The organism is Paenibacillus sp. FSL H8-0122 (assembly GCF_038005345.1).
In the GTDB taxonomy this organism is placed as follows: Bacteria; Bacillota; Bacilli; order Paenibacillales; family Paenibacillaceae; genus Paenibacillus_AQ.
Genome location: NZ_JBBOTB010000001.1, coordinates 5,795,839 through 5,820,929, shown reverse-complemented (window position 1 = coordinate 5,820,929; position 25,091 = coordinate 5,795,839). Strand labels below are relative to the sequence as shown.

The following is a 25,091-nucleotide window of genomic DNA, read 5'->3' as shown; positions in this document are numbered from 1 at the left end:
GACGGAACTGCTTCTGGCGAAGATTAGCAAGGATAACACAACCACCCGCTGGTATTCCGTCCTGAACCAAGAGGAGATGAAGCAGATCGTCAGCTTAATTATGGCAAAAAGAACAGATTGAAGCTTACGATTTCTTACATACGCTGATAAGGAGAGGGGAGGAGGGGGTGAACGGTGTGCGATCCCAGTCTGCATACTGATGCTCGATACGAAATCCGTAACGGGTCAATAACTCCGTCAGCGCAGCGTATGTTGTAAAACGGCAGTCGATTCGGGACTCTGTCCGCTTATCGCCCCAATCGCGAAAGGTTACCCAGTGCATGATGGAACGTTCCGCATCGTAGGTCTGTGTGCCCGATACCTTGACTACGTTGCCGTCTGAATCGATGAATTGCCCCCAAGCCGTCTCCCCTTCATCGGACAGGTCAGTCCCTGCGGGATTACGCATCTCGAAGATCAGTCGTCCTCCTGGCTCCAGATGATGGTAGACGGTACGGAGTAAGGCGGCCTGATCATCATCAGTCACAAAAGCCTGAAACGCATTCCCCGTTAAATAGATCATGGCGAACTTCTTATCAGAGCGGAAGGTTCGCGCATCAGCTTCGATAAACGCTACAGGCAAGTTCCCGGCCTTCACCCGCGCATAAGCCAGCATAGAGGAAGCAATATCAACGCCAGTCATGGCCATTCCCGCTTGAGCCAGCGGCAGGGTCGTCAATCCGGTTCCGCAAGCCAGTTCCAAGACCTCGCCGGCAGCCGCTTGAGCCCATTCCAAATAGAACTGATATTTTCGGGTCTCCCCGCCGAACTCCAGATCATAGTTGACCGGATCACGGTACTCTTCCAGATTGTTATGCGCAGTCAATGCTAGTTCCTCCTTGGCAATACAATATAAATGCATAAAGGTAAGATAGCATAGCTGTTCATAGGCGGGAATGGAACTGTTGATTATAGCTGTTTTTTATTGATAGGAGGGAGAGGAAATATGTTCAGCTTACATAGCTTAACTGACAGCAGTTGTCAGTGAAGCTGTTTTATTATAGAGATAGTCATAGAGAGAGGAGCTACACATGAAGCATACAGTATATCTATATGTGTTAGACACCATGGCAGACTGGGAGATCGGGTATCTAACGGCCGAACTGAACTCGGGAAGGTGTTACAAGGAGGGACAAGCCCCATCTACAATAGTAACCGTAGCCAATGAGAAGAAGCTTATCACTACCATGGGTGGACTGAAAATCATGCCTGACATCACGGTAGATGAGTGCAGCTTGGTAAGAGGAGATGCCTTGATCCTACCCGGCGGTGAGACATGGACCGAAGCCATCCACAAGCCGATCCTTGGACTCGCTGAGAGATGTATACAGGAGGATATATTAGTGGCAGCCATCTGCGGAGCCACCATGGGACTGGCCCAGGCCGGACTGCTGAATGCACGCCCGCATACAAGCAATGACCTGGAGTACCTCAAAATGATCTGTCCAACGTACACCGGCGAAGAGTTCTACCAGAACCAGCCTGCTGTAACGGACAGCAAGCTGATCACAGCAACCGGCATCGCCCCGCTGGAATTCACCATGCATGTATTGAAAGCCCTGGATGTAATGACTCCACAAAAATTAGAGGCTTGGTATGGTCTGTATAAGACACAGGAAGCGAAGTATTACTATGCGTTGATGGGATAAGAGCAGTTAAGGAAGGCCGCCCTCTCTTTTCGGAGAGGGTATTTGTGTTGGTATGGCTAGGCGTGGTAGTACACGAATTCCAACATATGGTACGATGTGAGGGAAGCTTAATTGAAGGTTAGTGGCTAAGGGGGAAGGCAAATGGAGGCAATACACTCTCATAATTGCAATCTGAACATATGGTATTATCTACCCGATGAAGTATGGAATAAAGTTGCTAAGTTATATGAGCGTATGCCTGGTTGGAGAGGGTACATCGACGGTATTCCACACTGGCATGGGCAGGAAGAGGATGATGTATACATTCAGGCATCCGTTGAGCCAAGCGGATTATCATTTTTTGCGCGAATGAATCAGAGTGATTGGGATTCTTGGATCGAGAGGTTTAAATCAGAAGCGACAAAGGGATTAGGGTTCGAGGTGGGGGAGCCTGAGGATGGGTTTGAGTGAAGGATATGTATTCGACACCTAATTACTACGCAGAGCATGCCGGCTTCACCGTCAAGGTGAATTAGTTCAACTGTAACGATAAGGAGGATAATGACATGTCTGTTCCCTCAGTCTCTAGACCATTCCTGTGGTGGTGCGCCGTGTTGACGGTCATTATCCTCATGTGTATTGTTGTCTACCGGACAGGGTCTGCGTGGGTTCACAATCACCAGTTACGCAAAGATTTCTCAGCTGCGGCAACGGCCAGCCCCTATGTACAAGGCATTCCGCTGGAGAAAATGGATCTGAGTGCCTATAGCTCCTATTTTCCCGGCATATCTGGCGAGCCTGAATATTCATTAACTCATCGTATAGAAGCGCCTGTGTCTCTGCAGTATTATACTGAGATTCCAGGCGGGGCAACGGCGGTTGCCTTAGAAATTCCCAAGGGAACAATCATTGAGGCCATTCCGCCAAAATCTCAGGGACCTTCATTCTATGAGTTAGGGTATGGGTATACCAGCTATCCTACCTATGAGAAGGGGTGGCGGTATGTCCGGCCGTTCAAGACGGCAGAGGATGCAAATCCTGCATTGAGCGAGAAGTATTACTATGTGCAAATGGACAGCTTAGAGGCTGTATTGGATTCAGCGATTAGAGCAAACAAGCCATTTCGTGCTGCTGTACGTCAGCAACATTGGACCCTGGACCAGGGGAAGCATACCTTTGCACGGTATATTGACGACGTACTGTATCAGAATGGAGCGTACCTCTCACCGGATTTGTTCTACCGGACCTTTGACCGCTGGAACATCATGCTGCTTGGGGCGGTGGTGGTGATCACCATTGTCCTGTTAAGTCCAAGTTCATGGTTTGCCCGAAAACGAAGATAGAGAGACATTAGAAGCTACGTGATACTGAATGATTAAGAGAACGCCGTGGCGTTCTTTTTTTCTGCGCCAGCCTATTATTCACGAGCCCGAATCACCAGGAAAAAGGGTATAATTGATTAAAAATGGAATTAATATGGATTATATGGGGAGGGGTTACTAATTTCGCTTCGCGTTCTAAAGGCTTGTGAACCCGATGATGATAGAACATTCATGAAGAATTTATATGAGAACCACTATCCTTTAATGAGAAAGAAAGCATTTAATATTATTAAGGATCAAGAAGTCATTGATGATCTAATTCAGGAAGCTTTTATTAAGCTGATCCCCAAAACATCTCTATTGCGCTCCTTAAGCGGCTGCAAAGTTACCTCTTATGTCGTCAACACCATTAAGCATTATTGTTATGACCATATCCGAAGGCGCACCCGCCGTTCCAGGAAGGTCTATACCGGCTTGAAGAACGATGTAGCGGAGCAAATCCCTGATCCCGCAGCCGCGACAGAAGAGAACTACATCCAAGCTGAAACCATAGGAGCACTAACGGAAGCAATGCTGCAGCTATCTGAACGCGACCGGAATCTGCTCTACTTCAAATACAAGCTGGAGCTGCGGGATCAACAAATCGGGGAGCTCTTGAATATTCCCACGCAGCATGTTCGGCAGTATATTTCCAGAGCTAGGGGGCGGGTGCTGCGAGTTTTGTCAGAAGAGGGTAGGGTATAATGAAAAAAATAAAAATACTACTCCTGGTGATTGTTCTGATGGCTTGCGCTTTAGGAGCGGCCGGATTAAAAATCTTCATAGATAAAACAACGAGCGAAGTTGAAGCATACTTATTAGAAAACCGAGGGTATAACCCTAATGATATATATGAGATTTATACTCAAATTGGTAAGGCACCTCTGGTAAGTATGACCGTTATTTTTGAGGACGATAGAAGCTCCAGATATTTGTATCGTAAAGAAAATGGAAAGATATATCAATATAGTAGGGCGCCCGTTCACGGTGTGGACGATGGAACAAAACGATATAAGCATATTGAAGAAGAATAGCCCAAAATTAAAGGGATAAACGCCTTGAATTTTAACTCCATTTTTTTACAATGGATAATTAAGAGGAATGCTGGGTAGTACGCTATTCAGCCGTAAGTTCTTCTATGTCTAATTATATAGAAGAGTGCTGTCTAAATATGTATAATAAGGGATATGACATGAGCAGGGGGAGTCATCATGCTTTTACCGGTACAAGAAAAAAGACTTCATCAACTAAAAGAAAGCATTATTTCATATGAAAAGAACAATGATTATCTTAAAGTTGCTGTCTTTGAAGAATTTGTTTTCAAAATCAATAAATTTGTTGCTGAGAATAAAATAGAAATAGAAGATTTCGATTTTGAAGACCCTTTTCATTATTCAAGCACTTACAAAACAATAAATGATGAGGGATACATGGCACTTTTATATCATATCGAATTAATAGAAGTGAGTATTAAATCTATGCCTTCCGAAAAAGAGAGGGGAAATATTTTGAATCAAAAAGAGAAAGAAAAAATCTTCATTGTTCATGGACGAGATGAATTTGCAAAATTGGAAGCCGAAAGTTTAGTACATAGGATCGGTCTAGAACCAATTATTCTTTCGCTTATGGCCAATAGGGGAAGGACAATTATGGAGAAGTTTATTGAACATTCTGATGTGAAATACGCCTTGGTTCTCCTTACTCCAGACGATGTGGGAGCTTTGAATGATTCAAGTGTAACCTTAGGTCCGAGAGCAAGGCAAAATGTCATTTTCGAACTTGGATACTTTTATGGAAAGCTTGGAAGAGAAAATGTTTGCTGTACCATGAAGTCTACAGTCGATGTCCCTTCCGACATCAATGGTGTCGTTTACTTGCCTTATAATAATTCTCTGACTGAAATTCAATTGGATTTGTATAGAGAATTTAAGGCCGCAGGTCTTGATTTCAATGTGTTTTGATAATTGACTGGAGATGAAATGATGATAGACTTTAAACCGTTCTACATTGAATTATTTAAGTATTACATGGAATTTTTACAGACGGATTTTAAATCTCAAAAAGGTCCTAATCGCTTAATTTCTTACGAAAATAAAGAGGGATTAATGTGCGATATTGATTTATCAACATATCCTGCAATTAATCCTTCTTTTTTGAAGTTCTTGCATAGTAACTTCAGTAAAAATTCCTTAGCGGTTGTAAAACGTAATAGCCATGTGATTAAGCTACCAGCTACCTTGGCTACTTACATTATGAATGCCTATACAGTCAACGTTGGAATTGATGAAATCATAAAAAAGGCCAAAACGGAGATAAAGAAACTTGGTCTAACTTTGCGTAATGATTTTCTGGAGGATTTCCGGGACGGCATTAATGATCAAGAAGCTCTTAAAAAGTATTTAGATTCTTATAATGCGCATAATCTTTATGAGGATTTATTTGAAATGTGGAAGAATAAGTTACAACTTGAAGACGAAGAGTTTTATTTTTACTTCTATGATTTAAGATATAAAGGAAAAAAGTATCCACTTTTTTATGTACAAGTTAATGTTGAAAGGAATGAGCAAGGGGAATTTTCTTTTGAGCTATCTCCGACTATTCTTATTAACAAAAAGGCTATTGAGTTTGTAATAACTAAGTATTCAAAAGAGGTCAGCAAATCAATCCGTACTCTTTCTATTCCCTTACGCCAAATCTACATCAGTGATCACTCTTCTGAAGAATCGTTAATCTCCTACCTTCAAAACACAGTTCTTAATGATCTATGTAGTGTTTTGGAACTTTCGCCTATCGATGCTTTTTCCAAAGATTTAACTCAAACACAAAATTCAGTTGTTCAAATTACAAATACTTGTTATATATCCCTGGCTGATAAATCTGACGAAGCTTTGATAAATGATTATGAAGAGCTGCAACAGATGGCACTTAAAAATAGTAATGCCGAATCTTTAGATATATTCAAAAAAATAGGTGAGGATTTCTTATTTAATAACCCTCAAAGCTTCGAGAGTGTTATTGAAGAGGAGTATAATAATTTACCTCTGAATGAGAAGCTTTCGTATAATAGTCCAATTCCACTAAACAAAGAACAGCTTCTCATTCTTAATGCTGTGGAGAAAGAAAATTGTAATCGAATTATTGTTGAAGGGCCCCCTGGAACAGGGAAAAGTCATACTATTGTTTCAATTGTCTTTAATGCATTGCTACAAAAAAAATCCATTTTAGTGGTTTCCGACACAAAAGAAGCACTTGATGTTGTAGAAAGCAAAATTAATGATGTGTTAGAAAAAGTGGAACTTAATGAGAAAATGGAAAATCCAATTCTTCGTTTAGGTAAGCGTGAGACGAATTTTAATAATATTTATAATACAATTAACTTTGGTAAGATAAAGAATCGTCATAGCAGTCTTAAATCATTAAGTGGTGAAACCGAAAAAGAGATAACTCATATTACTGAGACGATAAAGAGTAATTTAAACCGTGAAATTCAAACCCAGCTCTCCATAACACCTGATAAACTTAAAAAGTTGATTCAATACGAGAAATATTATGTAGATAACTGGATGGAATACATTGATTTAGATGAAATAAAAACATCAACTACTCAAATAAAAAAACTATGGCAAGCAACTCAAATGATGACTAGTAGTTACCATGCACTTTCTAATGAGTATGCTATTCGCTTCGTAGAAACTACTTTAAGTACTACTGAGTTTAGTCAATTAATAATGAGATTTATAAATGATTTGGCTGGAATAGAAAACAAAGTTAAAAAGGAATATAACCAACTCTTCTTTGTGAAAGATATTGATTCGACCAATATCCAAGTGATTGAACAAGCTATAGAAGAAGTAGAAGCTTTAAAATGGCCAGTGATAAACAAGTTATGGTTCAGAGGTAAGGAAATAAAACAGATAGACTTTAAATTGAAGGATACATTTTTTAATTCGATTATTCCATCCGTTAAAGAACAAGGTGTTCAAGATACGATGCAAAAAGAGCTGTTGTTATACAAACAGTTGCTGAAATTGAATGAAAAATGGATGGACAACAATATTGATTTTTTTGAGATAGCGAAGGAAAAACAGTGGAGTCTTATACTTCAATATTGTCAAAACATCCTTGAGGCAATGAAGACTATTCAAGCTATTGCGAGTACAATTCCAAAGTCATTCCAGCTTTTGCGCTTTGATTTGAATAATACTCAAACCATTCTTCATTCCAGAATGGTTGACTGTAACGGAAGCGATATAGAGGACCTCAGCGATTATATTGAAACGTATTATAGTACTCTTGATGGAAGTATCTATTCTGTAGGCAGTTCGTATATCGACGAACGTAATCAACTTCAGAGTAGACTTATCATGAAAATGACCAATATTTTAGATGAAAGTGTAGTCGCTTTTCGTGAGAAGCATAAAAATGACTCTGAAGAAATTCGAAGAAGGGTTAGAGCTAAAAAAAAGTTAACAAAGGATTCTCTTGAGAAGCTTGTGAAGGCATTCCCTTGTTTAATTGTTGGGATTCGAGAATTAGGAGAATTTTTGCCCTTGGCTCCCAATTTATTTGATGTAGTTGTCATTGATGAGGCTTCTCAAGTAAGTATTGCCCAAGCTTTCCCTGCAATCATAAGAGGGAAAAAAATAGTTGTACTTGGAGATCAAAAGCAGTATACAAACTTTAAATCGAACCATGTAGATGCCTCAGTAAATAATATGTACTTTAATCAAGTTAAACAGGAATTCGCAAAAGGCATCGTTACGAAGAGTCCAGAAGAGCAAGAAACGCTTCTTTTTAAGCTGAATAGTTTCAATGTCAAAACTTCTATTCTGGACTTTATAAGAAACATAACTAATTATCAATCTGGATTATTAAAACACGCCCGCGGTTATATTGAACTAATTGGTTATTCAAATAAGAATTTCTATAGAGAGTCTCTTCAAATCATGAAAATTAGAGGAACAGATATAAAGGATGTTATCCAATTCCATGTGTTGGATGGGGTTACACAAAGAGAATCAAAGAAGAACATTAACCAAAGTGAGGCTTACTTTATATTAAATGAAATTATTAAGTTGAAGGAGGAGGGATACCAGGGTTCGGTAGGGATTATCACACCTTTTGCCCATCAACATAAGTTTATAACGGATTTAATTTATTCGAACGAAAACCAGGACTACTTTAAAGAGCATTTCAAATTAAAAATCATGACCTTTGATAGCTGCCAGGGTGAGGAACGCCAAATTATTTATTACTCCATGGTGGAAAGACAAAATGAAGATATTTTGAAAAATCTATTCTTGCTTAAATTTGGAAATCTAGATAATGAAGAGATGAACAGTAGAAATGCTACAAGGCTGAATGTGGGCTTAAGCCGCGTTCAGGAAAGCATGAGATTTGTTTTAAGTAAACAACCTGAAGATATAAGAGGAGAAGTTGGAAATGCGCTGAGGCACTATAAAAATGTGCTAGAACATTCTCAAGTTAGTGAAGATTCAGAAGAACGTAGTAAAGAAATCCTTAATTACATTAAGCAAACGGAATTTTATAAGTCACATGAAGTTGAACTCTTGGGGGATTTTGATATTCACCAGTACATTAAACAATTAGACCAAAGAGCTGTAAAGTCAAAATTTAAAACGTACGTTCTGATGACAATAAGTAATCAGGCTTCTAAAGCAAAATCTGCAATTATTGAGTATGATTGCTTGGATGAGAGTCTGGTTTCGATAGTACAAGACGATACGATTTATGACATGCGTTTTGTCGAGTCTGATATTGAAAAAAGGAAAACAATTGAAGCATATGGCTATCCGTTCTTTAGGGTTAATAAGTTCTTAATGGAATTTGACCCAGAAGCAAAAGTTCTGAATGAGCACTTCACAGATATTCTAAAAAAAAAGTAGTGATTGACCCACTTCATACTAGAATTATTGAAACATTTGAAAAGATTGAGAACAAGGAAGTAAAGCAATGCCCGAAGTGTGGTCAATACAAAGAACTTAAAGATTTTTACGATAGCACATTGTCTACTGGATATGGTCGTATTTGCTTGTCCTGTAAGCAATACATACCAAAGAAACCTAAAGCATTTAGTGGTAATAGTAATAAAACTCAGCGTACAAATTGCCCTAAATGTAAAGCTCCAATGGTGCTGAGGAAAAGTAAATACGGTGAATTTTGGGGATGCTCTAAATATCCTACTTGTGATGGTAAACGAAAAATATAGATTTTGTAAATACAATAGGTACTAATTCCGTCAATTACAACAAGGAGTTGAATCGAGCATTGGAGCAACTTATAAGGCGTTAAATTGATATTTAGTTTAATAGCACTCCTTTAATTGGGAGTGTTTTTTGATGGTATGCCAGCAAGCAAGGGTGTCCACCGTGAGGGTGAAATCTAAGGAAGCCGGAAGCAAAAGCACGACCTGAGGTATACGAATCCATTTGAGGCGGTTGCAAACCATATGAGCCACCCATACATGACAAAATATAAAGCTGCCAACGCCTGCAGCCATATAAATTGGGCAAGTGTGGCGGAAAGAGAGAAAAGGGGCTTTAATGCAACCTCCTACTCGATGTGTGAAATTAATACATTTTCAAAATTATGCATGATAAATGCTTCCATAACCATGATATGATTAAGATGGTTCTAGTTTTTAAAGGGAAATTTAATTTGTATCGGAGGCTTTTGTGTATGGCTGTTCCTAAATACGATGAATTAATGAATCCGGCACTACAAGCTCTACATAATCTTGGGGGTTCTTCTTCTATATCTGAAATGGAAGACGAAGTTATAAAAATACTGAGTTTGTCTGAAGATGATGTTTCTGACTTACATAGAGGTAATACTACGAAATTAAGCTATCGCTTAGCATGGGCAAGGACGTACCTAAAGAGAGTTGGATTGCTCGATAACTCAGCTAGAGGTGTATGGACATTAACACAAAAGGGAATACATACTAAATCCGTTAATAAGAAACTAGTGAAAGATTTTGTTAAAGATGAGATGTTCCAACTAAGTAATAAAGACATTAATAATATTGATGAGGAAAATACGAATATTCAAGAACGATTTGATTGGAAAGACTCATTACTGGAATTGATCCAAAAAATATCTCCTGATTCATTTGAAAGACTCTGCATGAGACTTTTGCGCGAATCAGGTTTTACCTCTTTAACGGTGACTGGGAAAAGTGGTGATGGGGGAATTGATGGGAAGGGAGTAGTAAAGATTGGAGGGCTCCTATCCTTTCATGTTGTCTTTCAATGTAAAAGATATAGGGGCAGTGTGAGTTCGCCTGTTATAAGGGACTTCAGGGGGCAATGCAAGGAAGAGCAGACAAAGGACTGATAATTACAACAGGTAAGTTTACCAGAGATGCTCGATTAGAGGCTCAGAGAGATGGTGCTTCTCCGATAGATCTCATTGATGGAGATCAACTGACAGAGAAACTCAAAGAGGCTCGACTAGGAGTTCATGTTGAAGAGAGGATCATTGAAGATATAAGTATTAATGCTGAATGGTTTAACGACTTATGAATTCTATGTATTTGCTGAATCATTCAATAGATTAACGATTGAAGTTTAGAATGGTACAATGTAAATATTGATATAAATGATATTAAAATTAATGATGAACAATTAGTGGAGGATTAATATGATTACATCAGAAGAAATTAAACGTAGACTATGGGACGGAGCAACTGAACTACGTGGTTCAATGGATGCCAGCCGTTATAAAGATTATATGCTTGGGTTGATGTTCTACAAATTTTTGAGTGATAAGACTTTAGAAGCATTCAAAGTGACCAGCGGTTTGGGGAATTTGACTGAGTCCGAATTGGTTGAGGAATACACTGAGGCAAAAGCGGAATACGGTGAACAGCTTGATAAAATGATTCAGAATGTACTTGGTTATTATGTTTCCCCTGAGTATCTCTACCAGACTTGGTTAAAGGACATCAATTCAGGAGAATTTGAAGTTCAAAAAGTAACGGATAGCTTGAATAACTTCGAGCGTACGATTGCCGTGTCCGGTGATACGAATGACTTCAGGGGATTATTCTCAAGTTCTACACTTGATTTAACGGATACTGCTTTAGGCAGCAACCTAAATGAACGTAGCAAAAGTGTTAAGGCGCTGATTTTGCTGTTTGCAGACTTGAACATGGTTGCATTACAGAAGGGCGACGTACTGGGGGATGCTTATGAGTACCTAATTGGTCAGTTTGCGATGGAGTCAGGGAAGAAAGCAGGCGAATTCTACACACCACGACAAGTTAGTGAAGTTATGGCTCAGATTGCAGCGAAAACGCCAGGTATCAAGACAATCTATGATCCAACTGTCGGATCGGGTTCTCTTCTTCTAACGGTTAGAAAACATTTGGATGAAGATACCCAAAAGAGTCTGAGCTATTACGGGCAAGAGAAGAATACAGCCACTTATAACTTGACTCGCATGAACTTGTTGCTTCATGGTGTTCGTCCTGAAAAAATGACCATTAAAAACGGCGACACCCTTTCTCAAGACTGGCCAGAAGATCCAGAACATGCAAACGAAGGTGTGCTGTTTGATGCAGTAGTTATGAATCCACCCTATTCTATGAAGAATTGGAACAGAGCAGGGTTAAAGGTCAGCGATCCCCGTTTTGAAGTGGCTGGGGTATTGCCACCCGACTCCAAAGGAGATTTTGCGTTTCTTTTACACGGATTGTTTCACTTAGGTCAAAGTGGTACGATGGCGATTGTGTTGCCTCACGGAGTTCTATTTCGCGGTTCATCTGAGGGGGAAATTCGTGAACGATTGCTTAAGAAAAACTATATGGATACCATCATCGGCTTGCCAAGCAGTTTATTTTCCAATACAGGCATCCCGGTCGTTGTCATCATTCTGAAGAAGAACCGGAAGATCGATGACCCTGTCTTAATCATTGATGCTTCTAACAGCTATATTAAAGTCGGAAAACAAAACGTCCTGCAAGAAAAAGACATTGCAAAGATCGTGGATACATATGTAGAACGTCGAGAAGAGAACGGGTACAGTCATCTAGCGACTCAGGAGGAAATTCAGAACAATCAGTATAACATGAATATTCCTCGTTATATTGAGGCGGTTGACGGCGAAATTCCTCACGATGTGGATGCTCATCTCCTTGGTGGAATTCCCCGAAAGAACATTAACGGGTTGAAAGTTTTGCAGTCTACTGTGCCGGATATTATGGGACAATCTTTGAAAGAAATCCGCAGCGGCTATGCTGAGCTTGTGAAACCTGTAGATGAAATTTCTTCTGATATATTGAGTGACTCTCGCATTATTGAACAAATTAAAAAACTCGAAAGCAAAACCAAATCTTATGTTGATAAGCACTGGGGTATTTTGAAAAATGGAAAGGTAGACATTGATTCAATTCCATTGATGGAAGAAGAAATGCTTGTTGAAATCAAGGGGATCTTGTCAGAGTTCCAATATATTGATGTTTATGATGGATATCAAATTGTGGCTGAAATTTGGAAGAATGCCCTGACACATGATACGGAAATCATCGCGTTAAGTGATTTCTATACGGCAGGACGTACCCGCGAACCCAATATGATTACTAAAGGAACCGGTGATAAGAAACGTGAAGAGCAGGATGGTTGGGTCGGAAGTATTGTCCCGAATAATCTGATTGCGAAACAATTATACAGTGCTGAATTAGCAGAAATCGAATCCAAGAATATTCGCATTCAAGAAATTGAAACGGAACTATCCGACTTGGTTGAGGCTGCAAAAGCGGAAGACAGCGATGAAGCCAGTGCTTTAAACGGAGTTTTGAATGAAGCTGGTGAAGCTTTTGAAAACAAATTGTTCAAAGCCGAATTGAAGAAGGCGATTAAAGGAACAGTTGAATATAATCTACTGAGTAAAGTTGAGAAGTTACTTGCAGATAAACTAGCGCTTAGCAAGGCGGTAAAAGAGGATGAAAAGGCACTCAAAGAAGCCGTGCAAGAACGCATCTTAACGTTAACCAACGAAGAAATCGACAACTTGATGTATGAAAAATGGTTCGGTAACACCGTGGATGCTATGGTTGCTTTAGTAGAGCGGTCGTTAAAAACGGAGTTGAACACTCTGCAAATGTTACACAATCGTTATGCGGATACTTTATCAGCAATGGATGATGAGAGCCGAGACTTGGAATCAGAGTTTGAAGCCTTGATGAACGAATTGGTGGTTAAATTATGATTGAGCAAACATATTTAGTGCCAAGAAGGCGATTTAGGGAGTTTCAAGATACTGATGCTTGGGAACAGCGTAAGTTGAGCGATTTAGCAGAAGTTAGAACGGGAAAAGCATTTAGCAGCGTTGATTTTAGTGATGATGGAGAATATTTAGTCGTTACTAACAAAAACATTCTGGATGAAGCAAACGGTATTCCATCAGTAGGGGATAGAATTGATATTTCTGAAGTTACCATTCTAGATAATTATTTGCTGAGAGGTGACAATATTCTTGTCACGATGGATGGCGTTAATATCGGGAAAACGGGTAAGTATAGTAACGAAAAAGCAGTTTTAGCACAAAGAGTTGGACGACTAAACTCAGAACAACTTGAATTTGTCTACCAAATAACTCGCAGCGATAAGTTTGTATCCGAGATGAATAAATTATCAGTGGGTAATGCCATTAAACACATTTCTCTAAAACAAATTTCGGATTATTCATTTTCGGCACCGATAAGCGAAGAAGAACAAGAAAAAATTGGCACCTTCTTCAATCAACTCGACAATCTCATCACCCTTCATCAGCGTAAGCTAGACAAGACGAAAGCGTTAAAATCTGCTTATCTCTCTGAAATGTTTCCCGTTGAAGGTGAAAGTGAGCCGAAACGACGATTTGCAGGATTTACTGACGCTTGGGAACAGCGTACGCTGGGGGAACATGCGAAATTTCGTCGCGGTTCATTCCCACAACCCTATGGAAAAAAAATGTGGTATGACGGTGATGGGGCAATGCCATTTGTTCAAGTAGTAGATGTGACTGGCCAGTTAGTTCTAGTTGATGAAACTAAACAAAAGATAAGTAGATTAGCACAACCTATGAGCGTATTTGTTCCAAAAGGTAAAATCATTGTAACTCTTCAAGGCAGTATAGGGCGTGTTGCTATCACTCAATACGATTCTTTTGTCGATAGAACACTACTTATATTTGAGGGTTACGAAAAACTAACAGATGAGCACTTTTGGGCTTATACAATTCAACAGAAATTTGAGATTGAGAAACAAAAAGCTCCAGGCGGTACCATTAAAACTATAACTAAAGAGGCATTATCTTCATTTGATATTTTTCTTCCAGAATATGAAGAACAGAAGAAAATTGGCGAGTTCTTTAAACAACTCGATAACCTAATCACCCTTCATCGGTATAAGCTGGAAAAACTAAAAAATATTAAAAAAGCATACCTAAATGAAATGTTTATTTAGAAGGGGGCGTAAGCCATGAGCAATGCACCAAAAAGTGCGGCAGAGAAAACTTTTCAAGAGAACTTTGTTAAAGAACTCGAAAAGTATAAATGGAAAGCGCCCGACTTTTTAAATGGGAATATTCAAAAAGTAACTGTTGCTGACTTAATTACTCACTGGCGTAGCGAACTCAATCGTATGAATGCCGATCAGCTTGAAGGTGTGGAATTAACGGACAACGAATTCAAACAAGTGATGGCTAAAGTCAATCGGATCAGCAACAGCTACGAGGCAGCTAAGATTCTAGCTATTGAAGAATCCAAAGGAAAGATTGATGGGATTTACCGTGATGACAATCCTAAGATTACGAGAAAACAAATTACTTTGACCATATTCAAAAAAGCCGAAGTTCGCGGCGGGGACTCCAGTTATAGGATCGCTAGAGAGGTACAGACGCCAAACAGTAACCGTTTTGATATTGTCTTATTAATCAACGGCTTACCACTGATCAATATCGAACAAAAACGTACGGACAAAACGCTGGATGAGGCTTTCGGACAATTCATGCGCTACTACCGTGATGGCGAATACAGTAATAACTTCATGGCTTTTTCGCAGATGATGGTAATCACCTCTGAAATTGCGACTCGTTATTTTGCTACTCCTAAAACAATAACAGATTTCAACCCTAGCTTTGTTTTTCATTGGTCGGATAAAAAAAACAAACCGATTAACAACTGGCAAAAAGTAGTGGAGAATTTTCTTATGATACCAATGGCCCATCAAATGGTGGGGGATTATTTGGTGATAGACGAAGCTAAGGACGAAGAAAACAGGCGTCATATGTTAATGCGGCCTTATCAAGTGTATGCTTTACAATCTGTCGAAAGTGCTGCTTTTGGTTGGGATAATGATGATAAAGTTCCTCACGGAGGATTTGTTTGGCACACAACGGGCTCAGGAAAAACCATTACCAGCTTTAAGACGGCTTTATTTTTATCGACTAGAGCAGGATTTGATAAGGTAATCTTCCTTGTTGATCGGCGTGAGTTAGACAATCGAACCAGTGAAAACTTCAAAGCATACGCTGCCTACGAGGCTGTCTCGGTTGATGATACCAAGCATACCTACCAGCTTAAAAAAATACTTAAGTCAGTTAAAAATGGAATTGTAGTAACGACAACATTTAAACTAAATTCTTTAGTGAAGGAAATGGAAGAAGCTCACGATAACAGTTTAGCAGATAAAAAAATCATTTTTATCATCGATGAAGCGCACCGCACAACAATGGGGCAGATGATGGGAAGCATTACGAAGTTTTTTAAGAAAAACGGACTTTTCTATGGGTTTACCGGAACGCCTTTATTTGATGAAAATAACGTTAAGGGAAAGGTCAATGAAAATAGTGAGGTCATCAATACAACTGAAAAACTATTTGGGCCCAAGTTACATCAATATACGATTGACGAGGCTATTGCGGATAAAAACGTATTGGGTTTCCACGTAGATTACATTAATACTGGAGAGTTCAAGAGTTATGAAGATTTAAGAGAGCAACTGGTTGAGCAGATGAAGGAAGAACGCCCTGAACTAACGGATAGAGAGATTGAACGTAAAGTTCAAGAAATGTCAGAAGCTCAACTTGAGAAACAGGCTGAAATACGAGGATTGCTGATATATCAGGATGAAACGCATATTCCACGCGTAGTTGAAGAAATTCTGAGTAACTGGGAATCCCAATCACAGGGTAGGGAATTTAATGCTATCTTAACAGTGGCTTATAAAAATAGGGTGATTGCCTATTATGATGAGTTCAAGAAGCAATTGACAGCCAATGGAGCGAAGCTGAACGTGGCAATGACTTTTAGCTTCAGCAATGAAAATGATTCTAAGCCATTAGACCCTAAAATTGTAAAAGGTATGTTTAAGGATTACGCCGAATTTACGGGCATTGAATTTATCGCTGGGGATAAAAAACGCGGTGAGGACGCTTACTTTGAAGATCTCGTAGAACGTGCCACTCGAGGCGGCAGCGGACGCAATCCGAAGAATATAGATCTCGTGATTGTAGCAGCCCAACTGTTGACAGGGTATGACTCTAAGCGGCTTAACACGCTTTATGTTGACCGTTCCCTTGAACTTCAAAGTTTGATTCAAGCGTATTCTCGAACTAATCGTGTATTTGGTTCCAATAAAGAGTTCGGAACAATTATCAACTTCCAATATCCACGACTTACGGAGCAAATCGTAGAAGACGCTCTGAAGCTATATGGAAGTGGTGGTAAGAGCAGTAAGGCCATTGTGGATACCTATGATACTGCTGTAAAAAAACTAGCCATAAAAAATACTGAAATAATTCAGACGTTACCTGATCCGACGGAATGGCAGGTCATTAAAGATGATGACGAGAAAAAAGAAGTATTTATCCTTGCCTTTAAGGATACTGCTGAGCAATTGAATTTAGTGGAACAATACTATGAATTCAAGTGGGACGATGTAGCTTTTGGTATGAATGAGCATACTTGGCTGCAATATGTCGGTGCATATAAAAACTTAACTTGGAAGCCAGGGGAAGCGCCAACGCCAACGCCGATTAATCCTCTTTCTGGAAGAACGAAGCTAGCGGGAACACAGGTCATTGATGCCAACCATATTCTTAGCTTGATTGGTTCGAAAGTCACTGCTCCGAACGGTATACAAACGGTGGATGATGAAACACTCCGTATTATTTATGAACAAATTCAAGAGCTGAGTAACATGGGGGAATATGAGCAAGCACAGTTACTAAAAGAATTTGTGGACACTGAGCTTATGCAAGGTAACCTATCGAGCAGTCTGGACTTTGATGAGGCATTTGAAGCTTGGAAAGCAAGTAAATTGGCAAACGTGGTTATTGCTTTTTCTTTAGAGTGGGGGCTTGACAGCAAGCTGTTAGGAAAATCAGTGGATTCATATTCAAATTCACAGCCTGATGTTGTTCCATACATTAATGAACTCATTAGTAGTATTGATTATAACAAGGCAACAAACCAAACGGCTGGAAATCTGTTAAGGCACAATATGAAGCTAACTTCCAAGCTTCCAGCGTGGATTGCTGAAGTTAAGCAAAAATATAGTTAATCGATTGTAAAATAGGTTTGATAATAAAAGTCGAGGAGATATATCCCTTGGCTTTTTATTTTAACTTAGGAATAGCAGTCGAAATAACTGCTCAGGTTCTGCGGATTTATTTCTCAACTGGTGGTTCTGGGCAATACCTCTTTTCAAAATCACCTCATAATATATTATTTTAATTCGATGTTCGCATTAAAATAATGCTTACCTCGCATACAATTGGATTATAGGCATTGAAATTTTTGCATATCGTCTACAGAAATACCTTTACAGAAAGGAGAGGAGGAGATGTGTAAGCTGAATTAAACTCGGATACAGGTTACTGGAACAGGGAATTTCGTTAAGTGCTAATGAGGCACTTTAGGCTTAGAGTCATAGAGTGGATGAACTTCTTAATCAGATGTATCAAGAAAAGAACGGATTTTCATTAGATTTTTTATTTGAACTTCTTTCTTGGGGGAGATGCAGTGAGTTTTCCAGCATGGTTTATAGAGACAATTCAATGCCGCTTGGTTGAGGTGAGCGCAAAAATTGAACATCAATCTGAACCTAGACAAGCCTTTGATGAAGAACGCAAAGCCTTTCAAACGTTGTTTGCCTCCATGGATATTGCGCATAAGCCAGAATTTGAAAATTGGGAGGATAAACTTTCTATAAAGCATTCCATTATTTATGAACGTCTATATCTCCAAGGACTCAAGGATGGAATGCAACTTGCACATTCCTTTACTACTCCTTCTGCTCTGTCAGAATAAGACACTATAAAAAACATAAGCTTTATCTTGTTTGGGCTGTTCACGCGACAGTCCTTTTCTTATGCTCTTTTTTGGGAGGGAATCCTTCCCATATTGTCGAATTACCATACATATTGTAAATCTAGAGGATATGAGGTTGGGTTATGTTTGAAGCACTAAGGGCACTCTTCCGAAAATCAGATTCTAAGCCTTCACATTCTGCACACAAGTCACAAGCTTCAAGACCAAAGCCAAAGGTTGCGCCTACCAGAATTGGTGAGCTAGGCGAGCATAAAATTACTATTCAGCTTGACCAGCTTCCTAATGACTGTAAATCACTAAGCGATCTGCTACTTCCTAATCCCAAGTCTAGAACAGGTTATGCTCAGATTGATCATGTTGTTATATCTCCATATTGTGTATTCGTTATTGAGACGAAGAACTACAATGGAGAAATTAAGGGTGGGCGGGCGGATCAGCAATGGTCAGTCAGTAGCCGGTACAAGATGTATAATCCGCTGAAGCAGAACTATGGGCATATAAAGGCCATTGAGAGTCTTATAAAGGACGTAGCTGCTGTAAAATACATCTCTATGATTTCATTCACAATGAGATGTCGGTTCAGTATTGACCCGGAGCTGCGGAAGATCCACTCGGACGAACTGGTTGTCTATGATGTGGAATTAAGTGAGTTTATCTCTAGGAAGCTGATCAGCTTGAAGACGGGAAGCACTGAGCCTCCTATTTCGGTGGCGCAGATCCAAACCATATATAATCATCTGGTTCAGGCTAATATCACCGATGTAGAGATTCGTAAACTTCATGTACAGAGAATAAAAGGGAGCAAAAAATATTGAAATCATAACTTTTATAGAGGGGTGTTAACTATGGGGAATATGTGGCTTGTAAGAGCGGGTGAAAAAGCATACCTTATTGACGAATTCAAAGAAAAGCAAGCGATTGCGATAGGTTGGGCCCAATTGGGTAATGTCAGTACAGTGAAGACTTTGCAAGAAGTGAAGAGGCTTTTGAAGTTAGCGTATCCTGAATATAATGAAGGTAAGATCAATATAACTGCGGGTCAGATTTTTCGGTTTGTGAGTGATTTTAAAATAGATGATCTTGTAATCACTTATCATCCGGAAGAGCGTCTTTATTACATAGGAAGAGTCGTTTCAAATTATGAATATAAACCTGATTACATTACGGATAAGCCGCAAATTCGCAGAGTAAATTGGGAGGGGACGGTATCTAGAGATGTTTTGTCAGCCAGTGCTCGGAATACGCTTGGTTCTATTATGACTATTATTGCTATACCCAATGAAGTTCAGAAGGAATTGCTCAAGCAAATGGCAGCTGGTCAGGCAGTTATTAATTCATCGAATCAAATAAAAGAGCCTGTTAAAGCTGAGACAGAGGAGGAGGCTGAAGAATTAGAGATCATCAAGTACGATGTCATTGAGAAGTCCAACGAGTTTATTAAGGATAAGATTGCTAAGTTAGACTGGGAGCAAATGCAGGAACTCGTGGCAGGAGTACTCCGAGGAATGGGGTACAAGACGCGAATCTCTCCTAAAGGGCCGGATCGAGGAAGAGACATTTTTGCATCTCCAGATGGTCTAGGGCTTGAAGAACCCAGAATTATAGTGGAAGTAAAGCACCGTTCAGGCAGTATGGGATCTAGTCACATACGTAGTTTTACCGGAGGATTAAGAATAGGGGATCGGGGGATTTATGTATCTACTGGTGGATTTACCAAAGATGCCAAATATGAAGCGGAACGATCTAATATCCCTTTATCGTTAATAGACTTGGATTTACTAGCGGAGTTAGTAACGCAATATTATGATCAATTTGATTCAGAGACACGGACGTTAATACCATTAAGGAAGATATATTGGCCGTTATAAGTTTGAATGTTTTTCTACATTATATTAGGGCTGTCTATGCGACGGTCCTTTTTCTTATGTGCATGAATTGGAAGGGATACATTACCAAATTGTCGAATTACCATATATATTGTAAACAAGGCCGTTGAAAGTCTTCTTTAGTATTCCTAAACTGAGATCTATTTATTTCATTTCCAATGAGATTACATCATTGATTACTAAAAATCATTCAAGATCTTGGAGGACTCCATGCCACTACCGGAAACAATCACACAGATTTTCAAGCGAAAACAAAAGTCATATATGATGGTTCTAATCTTATCCTTAATTGAAGAGCTCAGAGCGTCCAAGCGGGAAAGAGTGTCTTATGATCGCGTTAAAAAACGATTTCATAACTATTTCATAGCTGAACAAGAGAGAGGGAACCGGGTAGATTTGCCACAAGAAAAGAAGTTATGGAGAGAAGCATCTAAAAGTCGATTGAAAGATATCATTAACAGTCCTGTTAATGCACTTTCGCATGTTTTGTTTGTAGATTTGAAAGATAACACAATTGGGTTTCATGGTCAGATTTATAGACAGCTAGGGGACGAGGGGCTTTCGCAGTTAGAGCGGCTTGCCAACGAAGAGCTCCAAGCATATAATGCTGCTTTGCAGCGGTTCTCTTTGCAAGGTTATCTGGAGAAAATCCTGGCGGAGTACACCTCTGCCAAAATGGAAGCCTTCGCGGGCCATTCAATGGGTGCATTGTTTCGTCAGACCCTTCCTTCGGAACTTAAAGCGTTACCCTTCATAGATGAGCAATATAAGGTTCAAGGCTCGGTCGGACAAGGAAATTGGGCAACGGTCCCATGGTTGGCAGTTCTGGATAAACGGATAACAGAAACAACTCAGCACGGGGAATATGTTGTATATCTGTTTGCTGAAGATATGAGTGCTGTGTATCTTACGTTTAATCAGGGTGTAACAAAGCCAATTCAAGAGAAAGGGCGTAGAGAAGGCTACGCATATCTGAGAGACCGTAAAGAAGCGCTTCTAGACCTTCTTGCTCTGACTAATATGAATAAGGATGAGAATATTCGTCTCGTGGATAGCGGTCTAGGGCCAGACTATCAGGTATCGACGGTTGCTTACATTAAGTACGAAAGAGGAAACGTCCCGAACGATGAGCAGCTCATTCAAGATCTTGAGAATGTAATCGAAGATTACCGTCTATATGTGGAATCGGCGATCGCTCCCAGTGATGACGAAGCCATTGATGAGGAAGTGGAACTATTGCCACAACAAGCCGAACCGCTGAAAGATGAGGAAGTTAAAAGTGTCCTCCACCACATCCAATCCCATATCCGCCGCCAAGGCTTCTTTTTCCCGGAGCATCTGATTGAGAACTTCTACCTGTCGCTGAAGGCGAAGCCGTTTGTTATTCTGGCGGGGATATCCGGCACGGGGAAGACGCGGCTGGTGAAGCTGTTCGCCGAGGCGCTGGGGGCGACGCGGGAGAATGGGCAGTATACCTTGATTCCGGTGCGGCCGGATTGGAGTGATCCTGCGGATCTGCTGGGGTATAAGGATCTGTCGGGCAGGTTCCAGCCGGGGCCGGTGACGCAGGTGTTCGTGGAGGCGCGGCAGCCGGAGAACCGGCATAAGCCTTATTTTATCTGCCTGGATGAGATGAACTTGGCCCGGGTGGAGCATTACTTCAGTGATCTGTTAAGTGTGCTGGAGACGCAGGAGTGGCGGGAGAGTGAGATTCAGACGCAGGAGCTGATCTCGTGTGCCTTGCTGGGTACACCTGAGGATCAAGTGAAGTACGGCGGCCTGGGTATCCCGGAGAATGTGTTCCTGATCGGGACGGTGAATATGGACGAGACCACGCATCCTTTTAGCAAAAAAGTTCTCGACCGCGCAAGCACCCTGGAGTTCAATTACATCAATCTGCAGCAGTATCCGCAAGGGGCTGAGCAGGACGCGGGTGATCCCGCTGAGCTTAATGAGCTGAATCATCTCTTCCTCCGTTCCGATTATTTGCAGCTGGTGGATGCCTATGATACCCATCAGGAGCTCGTTGTGCGGACAACGGAGAGATTGGTTCAGATTAATACGCTGCTGGAGGATATCCATGCTCATGTGGGCTTCCGGGTGCGGGATGCGATTTGCTTCTATATGATCTATAACGAGCGCTTTAGCCTGATGGATGAGGAAGAGGCGTTCGACTGGCAGCTGCTGCAAAAGATTCTGCCGCGTATCCAGGGAAGTCATTCCTCCGTGCGCCGGGTGCTGCTTAATCTGATGAAGGTTGCGATAGGCAGCGATGCTGGCATAGCGGTAAATGTTCGAGAACTCATGGATGATGATGCTTCGCCGCTCTATCTGAGATGGGCTGCCGGGCAGAATCCGCCTGGGGTGAGGCATCCGCAAAGTGCCCGTAAACTGGCTTATATGCTGAGGAGGCTGGAGGAAGATGGATTCACCTCATACTGGCTCTCTTAATCAGGCGGTGGAATTGCTCCGTATCGAGACGGAGCTTTTTACGCTATATGTACAGGGGCGGCCCTATCATCCTACGGTGGAGACGTTGCAGCTTCATCGCTCCCCGGATCAGGAATGGGTGAATGCTCAGCTTGGGATTACCTGCGCGAAGCGGCTTGGTGATGTACAGATTAAGGTTTTCTCGCCTGAAGCCTATGGACTGATCGACTGGCAGCCGGGGGAGTCGTCCTTTCCTTGCTATTATGAGACGCAGCCGTATGAACTGGTGATTCAGAATAAGAAGGGGGCCAAGCTTACTTTCTATCATGACAATGTGCTACTTAGGCAGGCAGTTAAGCCTCTGGGTGAGTCTATTCTTGCAGGTGTGCTGAACTTTGGGAATGAGGTTGGGCTGACGGAATGGGAGATCCGGGGCGAGGGGCAGACGCTGCTGCGGGTGGAGATGGAGATTTTCCCCTCAAAGATGGATTATAAGCGGGATTACCAGAACCTTCTGCATGAGGTGAACGCGCAGATTTATAATTTGGCTTTTGATTTTCTGCGCCGGACCTATCAGCTAACTGGCCTTAAGGAGACGCAGCATCAGAGCCTGACGGAGTTCTTCGCGATCCTACAGCATGTATTCAGACAGCTCTTGGATGCCGTTGAGCGGATCAACAAGAATCCTAATGTTGCGCTGCTCCAGGAGCGGCGGTTAATGGATGCAGGCCGGGTCAAAAAAGCCGGAAGAGAGAACATCCGCGAGCTCGCGAAGCATCCTGAACGGTTAAGAGAAGACATGAACCATGGATTCTTAACCATCGGTAACCGGAGCTACACAGCATCGCACTTAATGGAGACACGGAAGCGCCTCGCCTATGATACGAGTGAGAACCGGTTCGTCCGCTGGATGCTGGAACGGATTCATGGCAAGCTGAAGGAGCTTAAGAGCCGCTGGAAAAAGAACAGCCGGACCTCCGATCCGCAGCTCATCCGAAGAATAGACACGATGCTCACTCAGCTGGAGCGGGTGCTTAAGATAGATTTTTTGCGGGAGGCCGGAGCGCTGAAGCAGATGTCCGTAACACTAGTGCTGCAGATGGCCCCCGGATACCGTGAGGTCTATCGCTGTTATCTCATGCTGCTCAAAGGCCTGTCGATCCAAAGCGACCTGCTTCGCCTATCTATGAAGGATGTCGCGCAGCTCTATGAATACTGGTGCTTCCTTAAGCTGAATCAGCTGTTGGGGCAGAAGTATAGGCTGGTGAAGCAGGATATCATTAAGGTGAACCGGAACGGGATCTTCGTTACGCTGGACCGCTCGCAGAGTGCGCAGATGGTCTACGAGAATTCGGTCAACGGGGAGCAGTTCATCCTGTACTATAACTCGATTCCGAGAACGGATAAGACGCCGACACTGAGTCAGCGCCCGGATAATGTGCTTACTCTGAAGAAAAGGGATGCGGGTCAGATCAAGGAGTATAAGTATGTCTTCGATGCCAAATACCGCTTGAATCCGGCGTATGAGGGGACTCCCTATGAGAAGAGGTATAGACAGCCCGGGCCGGAGGAGGACGACATTAATACGATGCACCGCTACCGGGACGCGATTGTGTATCAGGAGAAGAGCTCGGGGGAGTATGAGCGCAGCATGTTCGGGGCGTATGTGTTATTCCCTTATCCGGATGAAGAGCGGTTCAAGAGCCACCAGTTCTACCGCAGCATTGAGCTGCTCAACATCGGTGCCTTCCCGTTCCTGCCGAATGCGACAGGTCTGGTGGAGCAGTTCCTGGATGAGATTATCCGCGACAGCCCGGAGAAAGCCTACGAACGCTCCACACGCCCGCGCGGCACGAAGGAGTATTATGCCAATAAGCTTGGGGGCAAGAATGTGCTGGTTGGTTCTGTCCGGGGGCCGGAGCAGGTTGGGGTGGCGGTGCGGAACGCTTTTTATCATATGCCGCTTAAGAATCTTGCCCTCCAGAAGCTGCTGACCCAGATCGAATATATCGCGATGTGCCAATCCCGCAAGAAGTTCATTGATCCCGCCAAAACAGGCATTCACTGGGTAGGCAAGGTAGCGGATTGGCAGGTGCTGCGGCGTAAGGAGATCACGGAAATCCCTTGTAGGCCGGGTACCGAGGAAGAACTGTATGTACGCTTCATGATTGAGGAATGGAAGAGGTTAGCTGATCCTATCGCGCTGGGAGGACAAGGGATTTACACGGTGCTCTATACGAGTAAGTACATCCTGGACCGGGCTTTGGAGATTGCCGAGCTTCGGCTGGACACGGAGGAAGCACTACGCGAATGGCGGGAGAAGCGCCGCAAGGGCCGGGTGAAGGTGAGGCTGGATCATGAGGAGTATGTGGATTTGGGTAGGGTTGTGGAGGTTAGGAATATTTGAAAA

Annotated in this window: 17 protein-coding genes and 1 pseudogene; 17 read left to right on the top strand and 1 reads right to left on the bottom strand. The window is 41.7% G+C overall.

All coding sequences use genetic code 11. The features are described 5' to 3' along the window. Positions 1-124 precede the first annotated feature (124 nt). Positions 125-865, bottom strand: a complete 741-nt coding sequence (locus NSS64_RS24940) for a class I SAM-dependent methyltransferase (RefSeq protein WP_341141895.1) — start codon at positions 863-865, stop codon at positions 125-127. A 205-nt stretch (positions 866-1,070) separates the two neighbouring features. Between NSS64_RS24940 and NSS64_RS24935 the strand changes: the two genes are divergently transcribed. The 17 genes and pseudogenes from NSS64_RS24935 to NSS64_RS24855 all read left to right on the top strand — a co-directional run bounded on the left by NSS64_RS24935 (position 1,071) and on the right by NSS64_RS24855 (position 25,088). After that, a complete protein-coding gene (locus NSS64_RS24935; RefSeq protein ID WP_341141894.1) occupies positions 1,071-1,688 on the top strand; it encodes a type 1 glutamine amidotransferase family protein in 618 nt (205 codons plus the stop codon). A gap of 141 nt (positions 1,689-1,829) precedes the next feature. Next, positions 1,830-2,138, top strand: coding sequence for a hypothetical protein (locus NSS64_RS24930; protein WP_341141893.1), 309 nt, complete (start codon positions 1,830-1,832; stop codon positions 2,136-2,138). 95 nt (positions 2,139-2,233) lie between these two features. Further along, positions 2,234-3,010: a hypothetical protein gene (locus NSS64_RS24925; RefSeq protein WP_341141892.1), complete on the top strand. Its 777-nt coding sequence runs from the start codon at positions 2,234-2,236 to the stop codon at positions 3,008-3,010. Between the two features lie 210 nt (positions 3,011-3,220). Beyond that, positions 3,221-3,733 (top strand): RNA polymerase sigma factor, encoded by a 513-nt coding sequence (locus tag NSS64_RS24920; protein WP_341141891.1) that lies wholly within the window; start codon positions 3,221-3,223, stop codon positions 3,731-3,733. Continuing rightward, positions 3,733-4,062 carry a DUF3139 domain-containing protein gene (locus NSS64_RS24915; protein WP_341141890.1) on the top strand — a complete coding sequence of 110 codons (330 nt, stop codon included), beginning with the start codon at positions 3,733-3,735 and terminating at the stop codon, positions 4,060-4,062. The genes NSS64_RS24920 and NSS64_RS24915 overlap by 1 nt, the downstream gene beginning before the upstream one ends. A gap of 177 nt (positions 4,063-4,239) precedes the next feature. Continuing rightward, positions 4,240-4,989, top strand: a complete 750-nt coding sequence (locus NSS64_RS24910) for a nucleotide-binding protein (protein WP_341141889.1) — start codon at positions 4,240-4,242, stop codon at positions 4,987-4,989. A gap of 18 nt (positions 4,990-5,007) precedes the next feature. Continuing rightward, positions 5,008-8,934 carry an AAA domain-containing protein gene (locus NSS64_RS24905; protein ID WP_341141888.1) on the top strand — a complete coding sequence of 1,309 codons (3,927 nt, stop codon included), beginning with the start codon at positions 5,008-5,010 and terminating at the stop codon, positions 8,932-8,934. Continuing rightward, entirely contained in the window at positions 8,934-9,257 is a 324-nt protein-coding gene (locus tag NSS64_RS32830) for a topoisomerase DNA-binding C4 zinc finger domain-containing protein (RefSeq protein WP_445667814.1), read from the top strand. Before NSS64_RS24905 ends, NSS64_RS32830 begins: the two co-directional genes overlap by 1 nt. A gap of 380 nt (positions 9,258-9,637) precedes the next feature. Next, positions 9,638-10,572: pseudogene (locus tag NSS64_RS24900) on the top strand (restriction endonuclease). Positions 10,573-10,690: 118 nt separating this feature from the next. Further along, positions 10,691-13,258, top strand: coding sequence for a type I restriction-modification system subunit M (locus NSS64_RS24890; RefSeq protein WP_341141885.1), 2,568 nt, complete (start codon positions 10,691-10,693; stop codon positions 13,256-13,258). Further along, positions 13,255-14,496: a restriction endonuclease subunit S gene (locus NSS64_RS24885; protein WP_341141884.1), complete on the top strand. Its 1,242-nt coding sequence runs from the start codon at positions 13,255-13,257 to the stop codon at positions 14,494-14,496. The genes NSS64_RS24890 and NSS64_RS24885 overlap by 4 nt, the downstream gene beginning before the upstream one ends. A 15-nt stretch (positions 14,497-14,511) precedes the next feature. Beyond that, entirely contained in the window at positions 14,512-17,595 is a 3,084-nt protein-coding gene (locus tag NSS64_RS24880; RefSeq protein WP_341141883.1) for a type I restriction endonuclease subunit R, EcoR124 family, read from the top strand. Positions 17,596-18,056: 461 nt separating this feature from the next. Next, positions 18,057-18,344 (top strand): hypothetical protein, encoded by a 288-nt coding sequence (locus tag NSS64_RS24875; RefSeq protein WP_341141882.1) that lies wholly within the window; start codon positions 18,057-18,059, stop codon positions 18,342-18,344. A 143-nt stretch (positions 18,345-18,487) separates the two neighbouring features. After that, entirely contained in the window at positions 18,488-19,180 is a 693-nt protein-coding gene (locus tag NSS64_RS24870; protein ID WP_341141881.1) for a nuclease-related domain-containing protein, read from the top strand. Between the two features lie 30 nt (positions 19,181-19,210). Then, positions 19,211-20,233, top strand: a complete 1,023-nt coding sequence (locus tag NSS64_RS24865; RefSeq protein WP_341141880.1) for a restriction endonuclease — start codon at positions 19,211-19,213, stop codon at positions 20,231-20,233. 228 nt (positions 20,234-20,461) lie between these two features. Continuing rightward, entirely contained in the window at positions 20,462-22,702 is a 2,241-nt protein-coding gene (locus tag NSS64_RS24860; protein WP_341141879.1) for an MrcB family domain-containing protein, read from the top strand. Continuing rightward, on the top strand, positions 22,674-25,088 hold the full coding sequence (locus tag NSS64_RS24855) for a restriction endonuclease-like protein (RefSeq protein ID WP_341141878.1): 2,415 nt from the start codon (positions 22,674-22,676) through the stop codon (positions 25,086-25,088). The genes NSS64_RS24860 and NSS64_RS24855 overlap by 29 nt, the downstream gene beginning before the upstream one ends. Positions 25,089-25,091 lie beyond the last annotated feature (3 nt).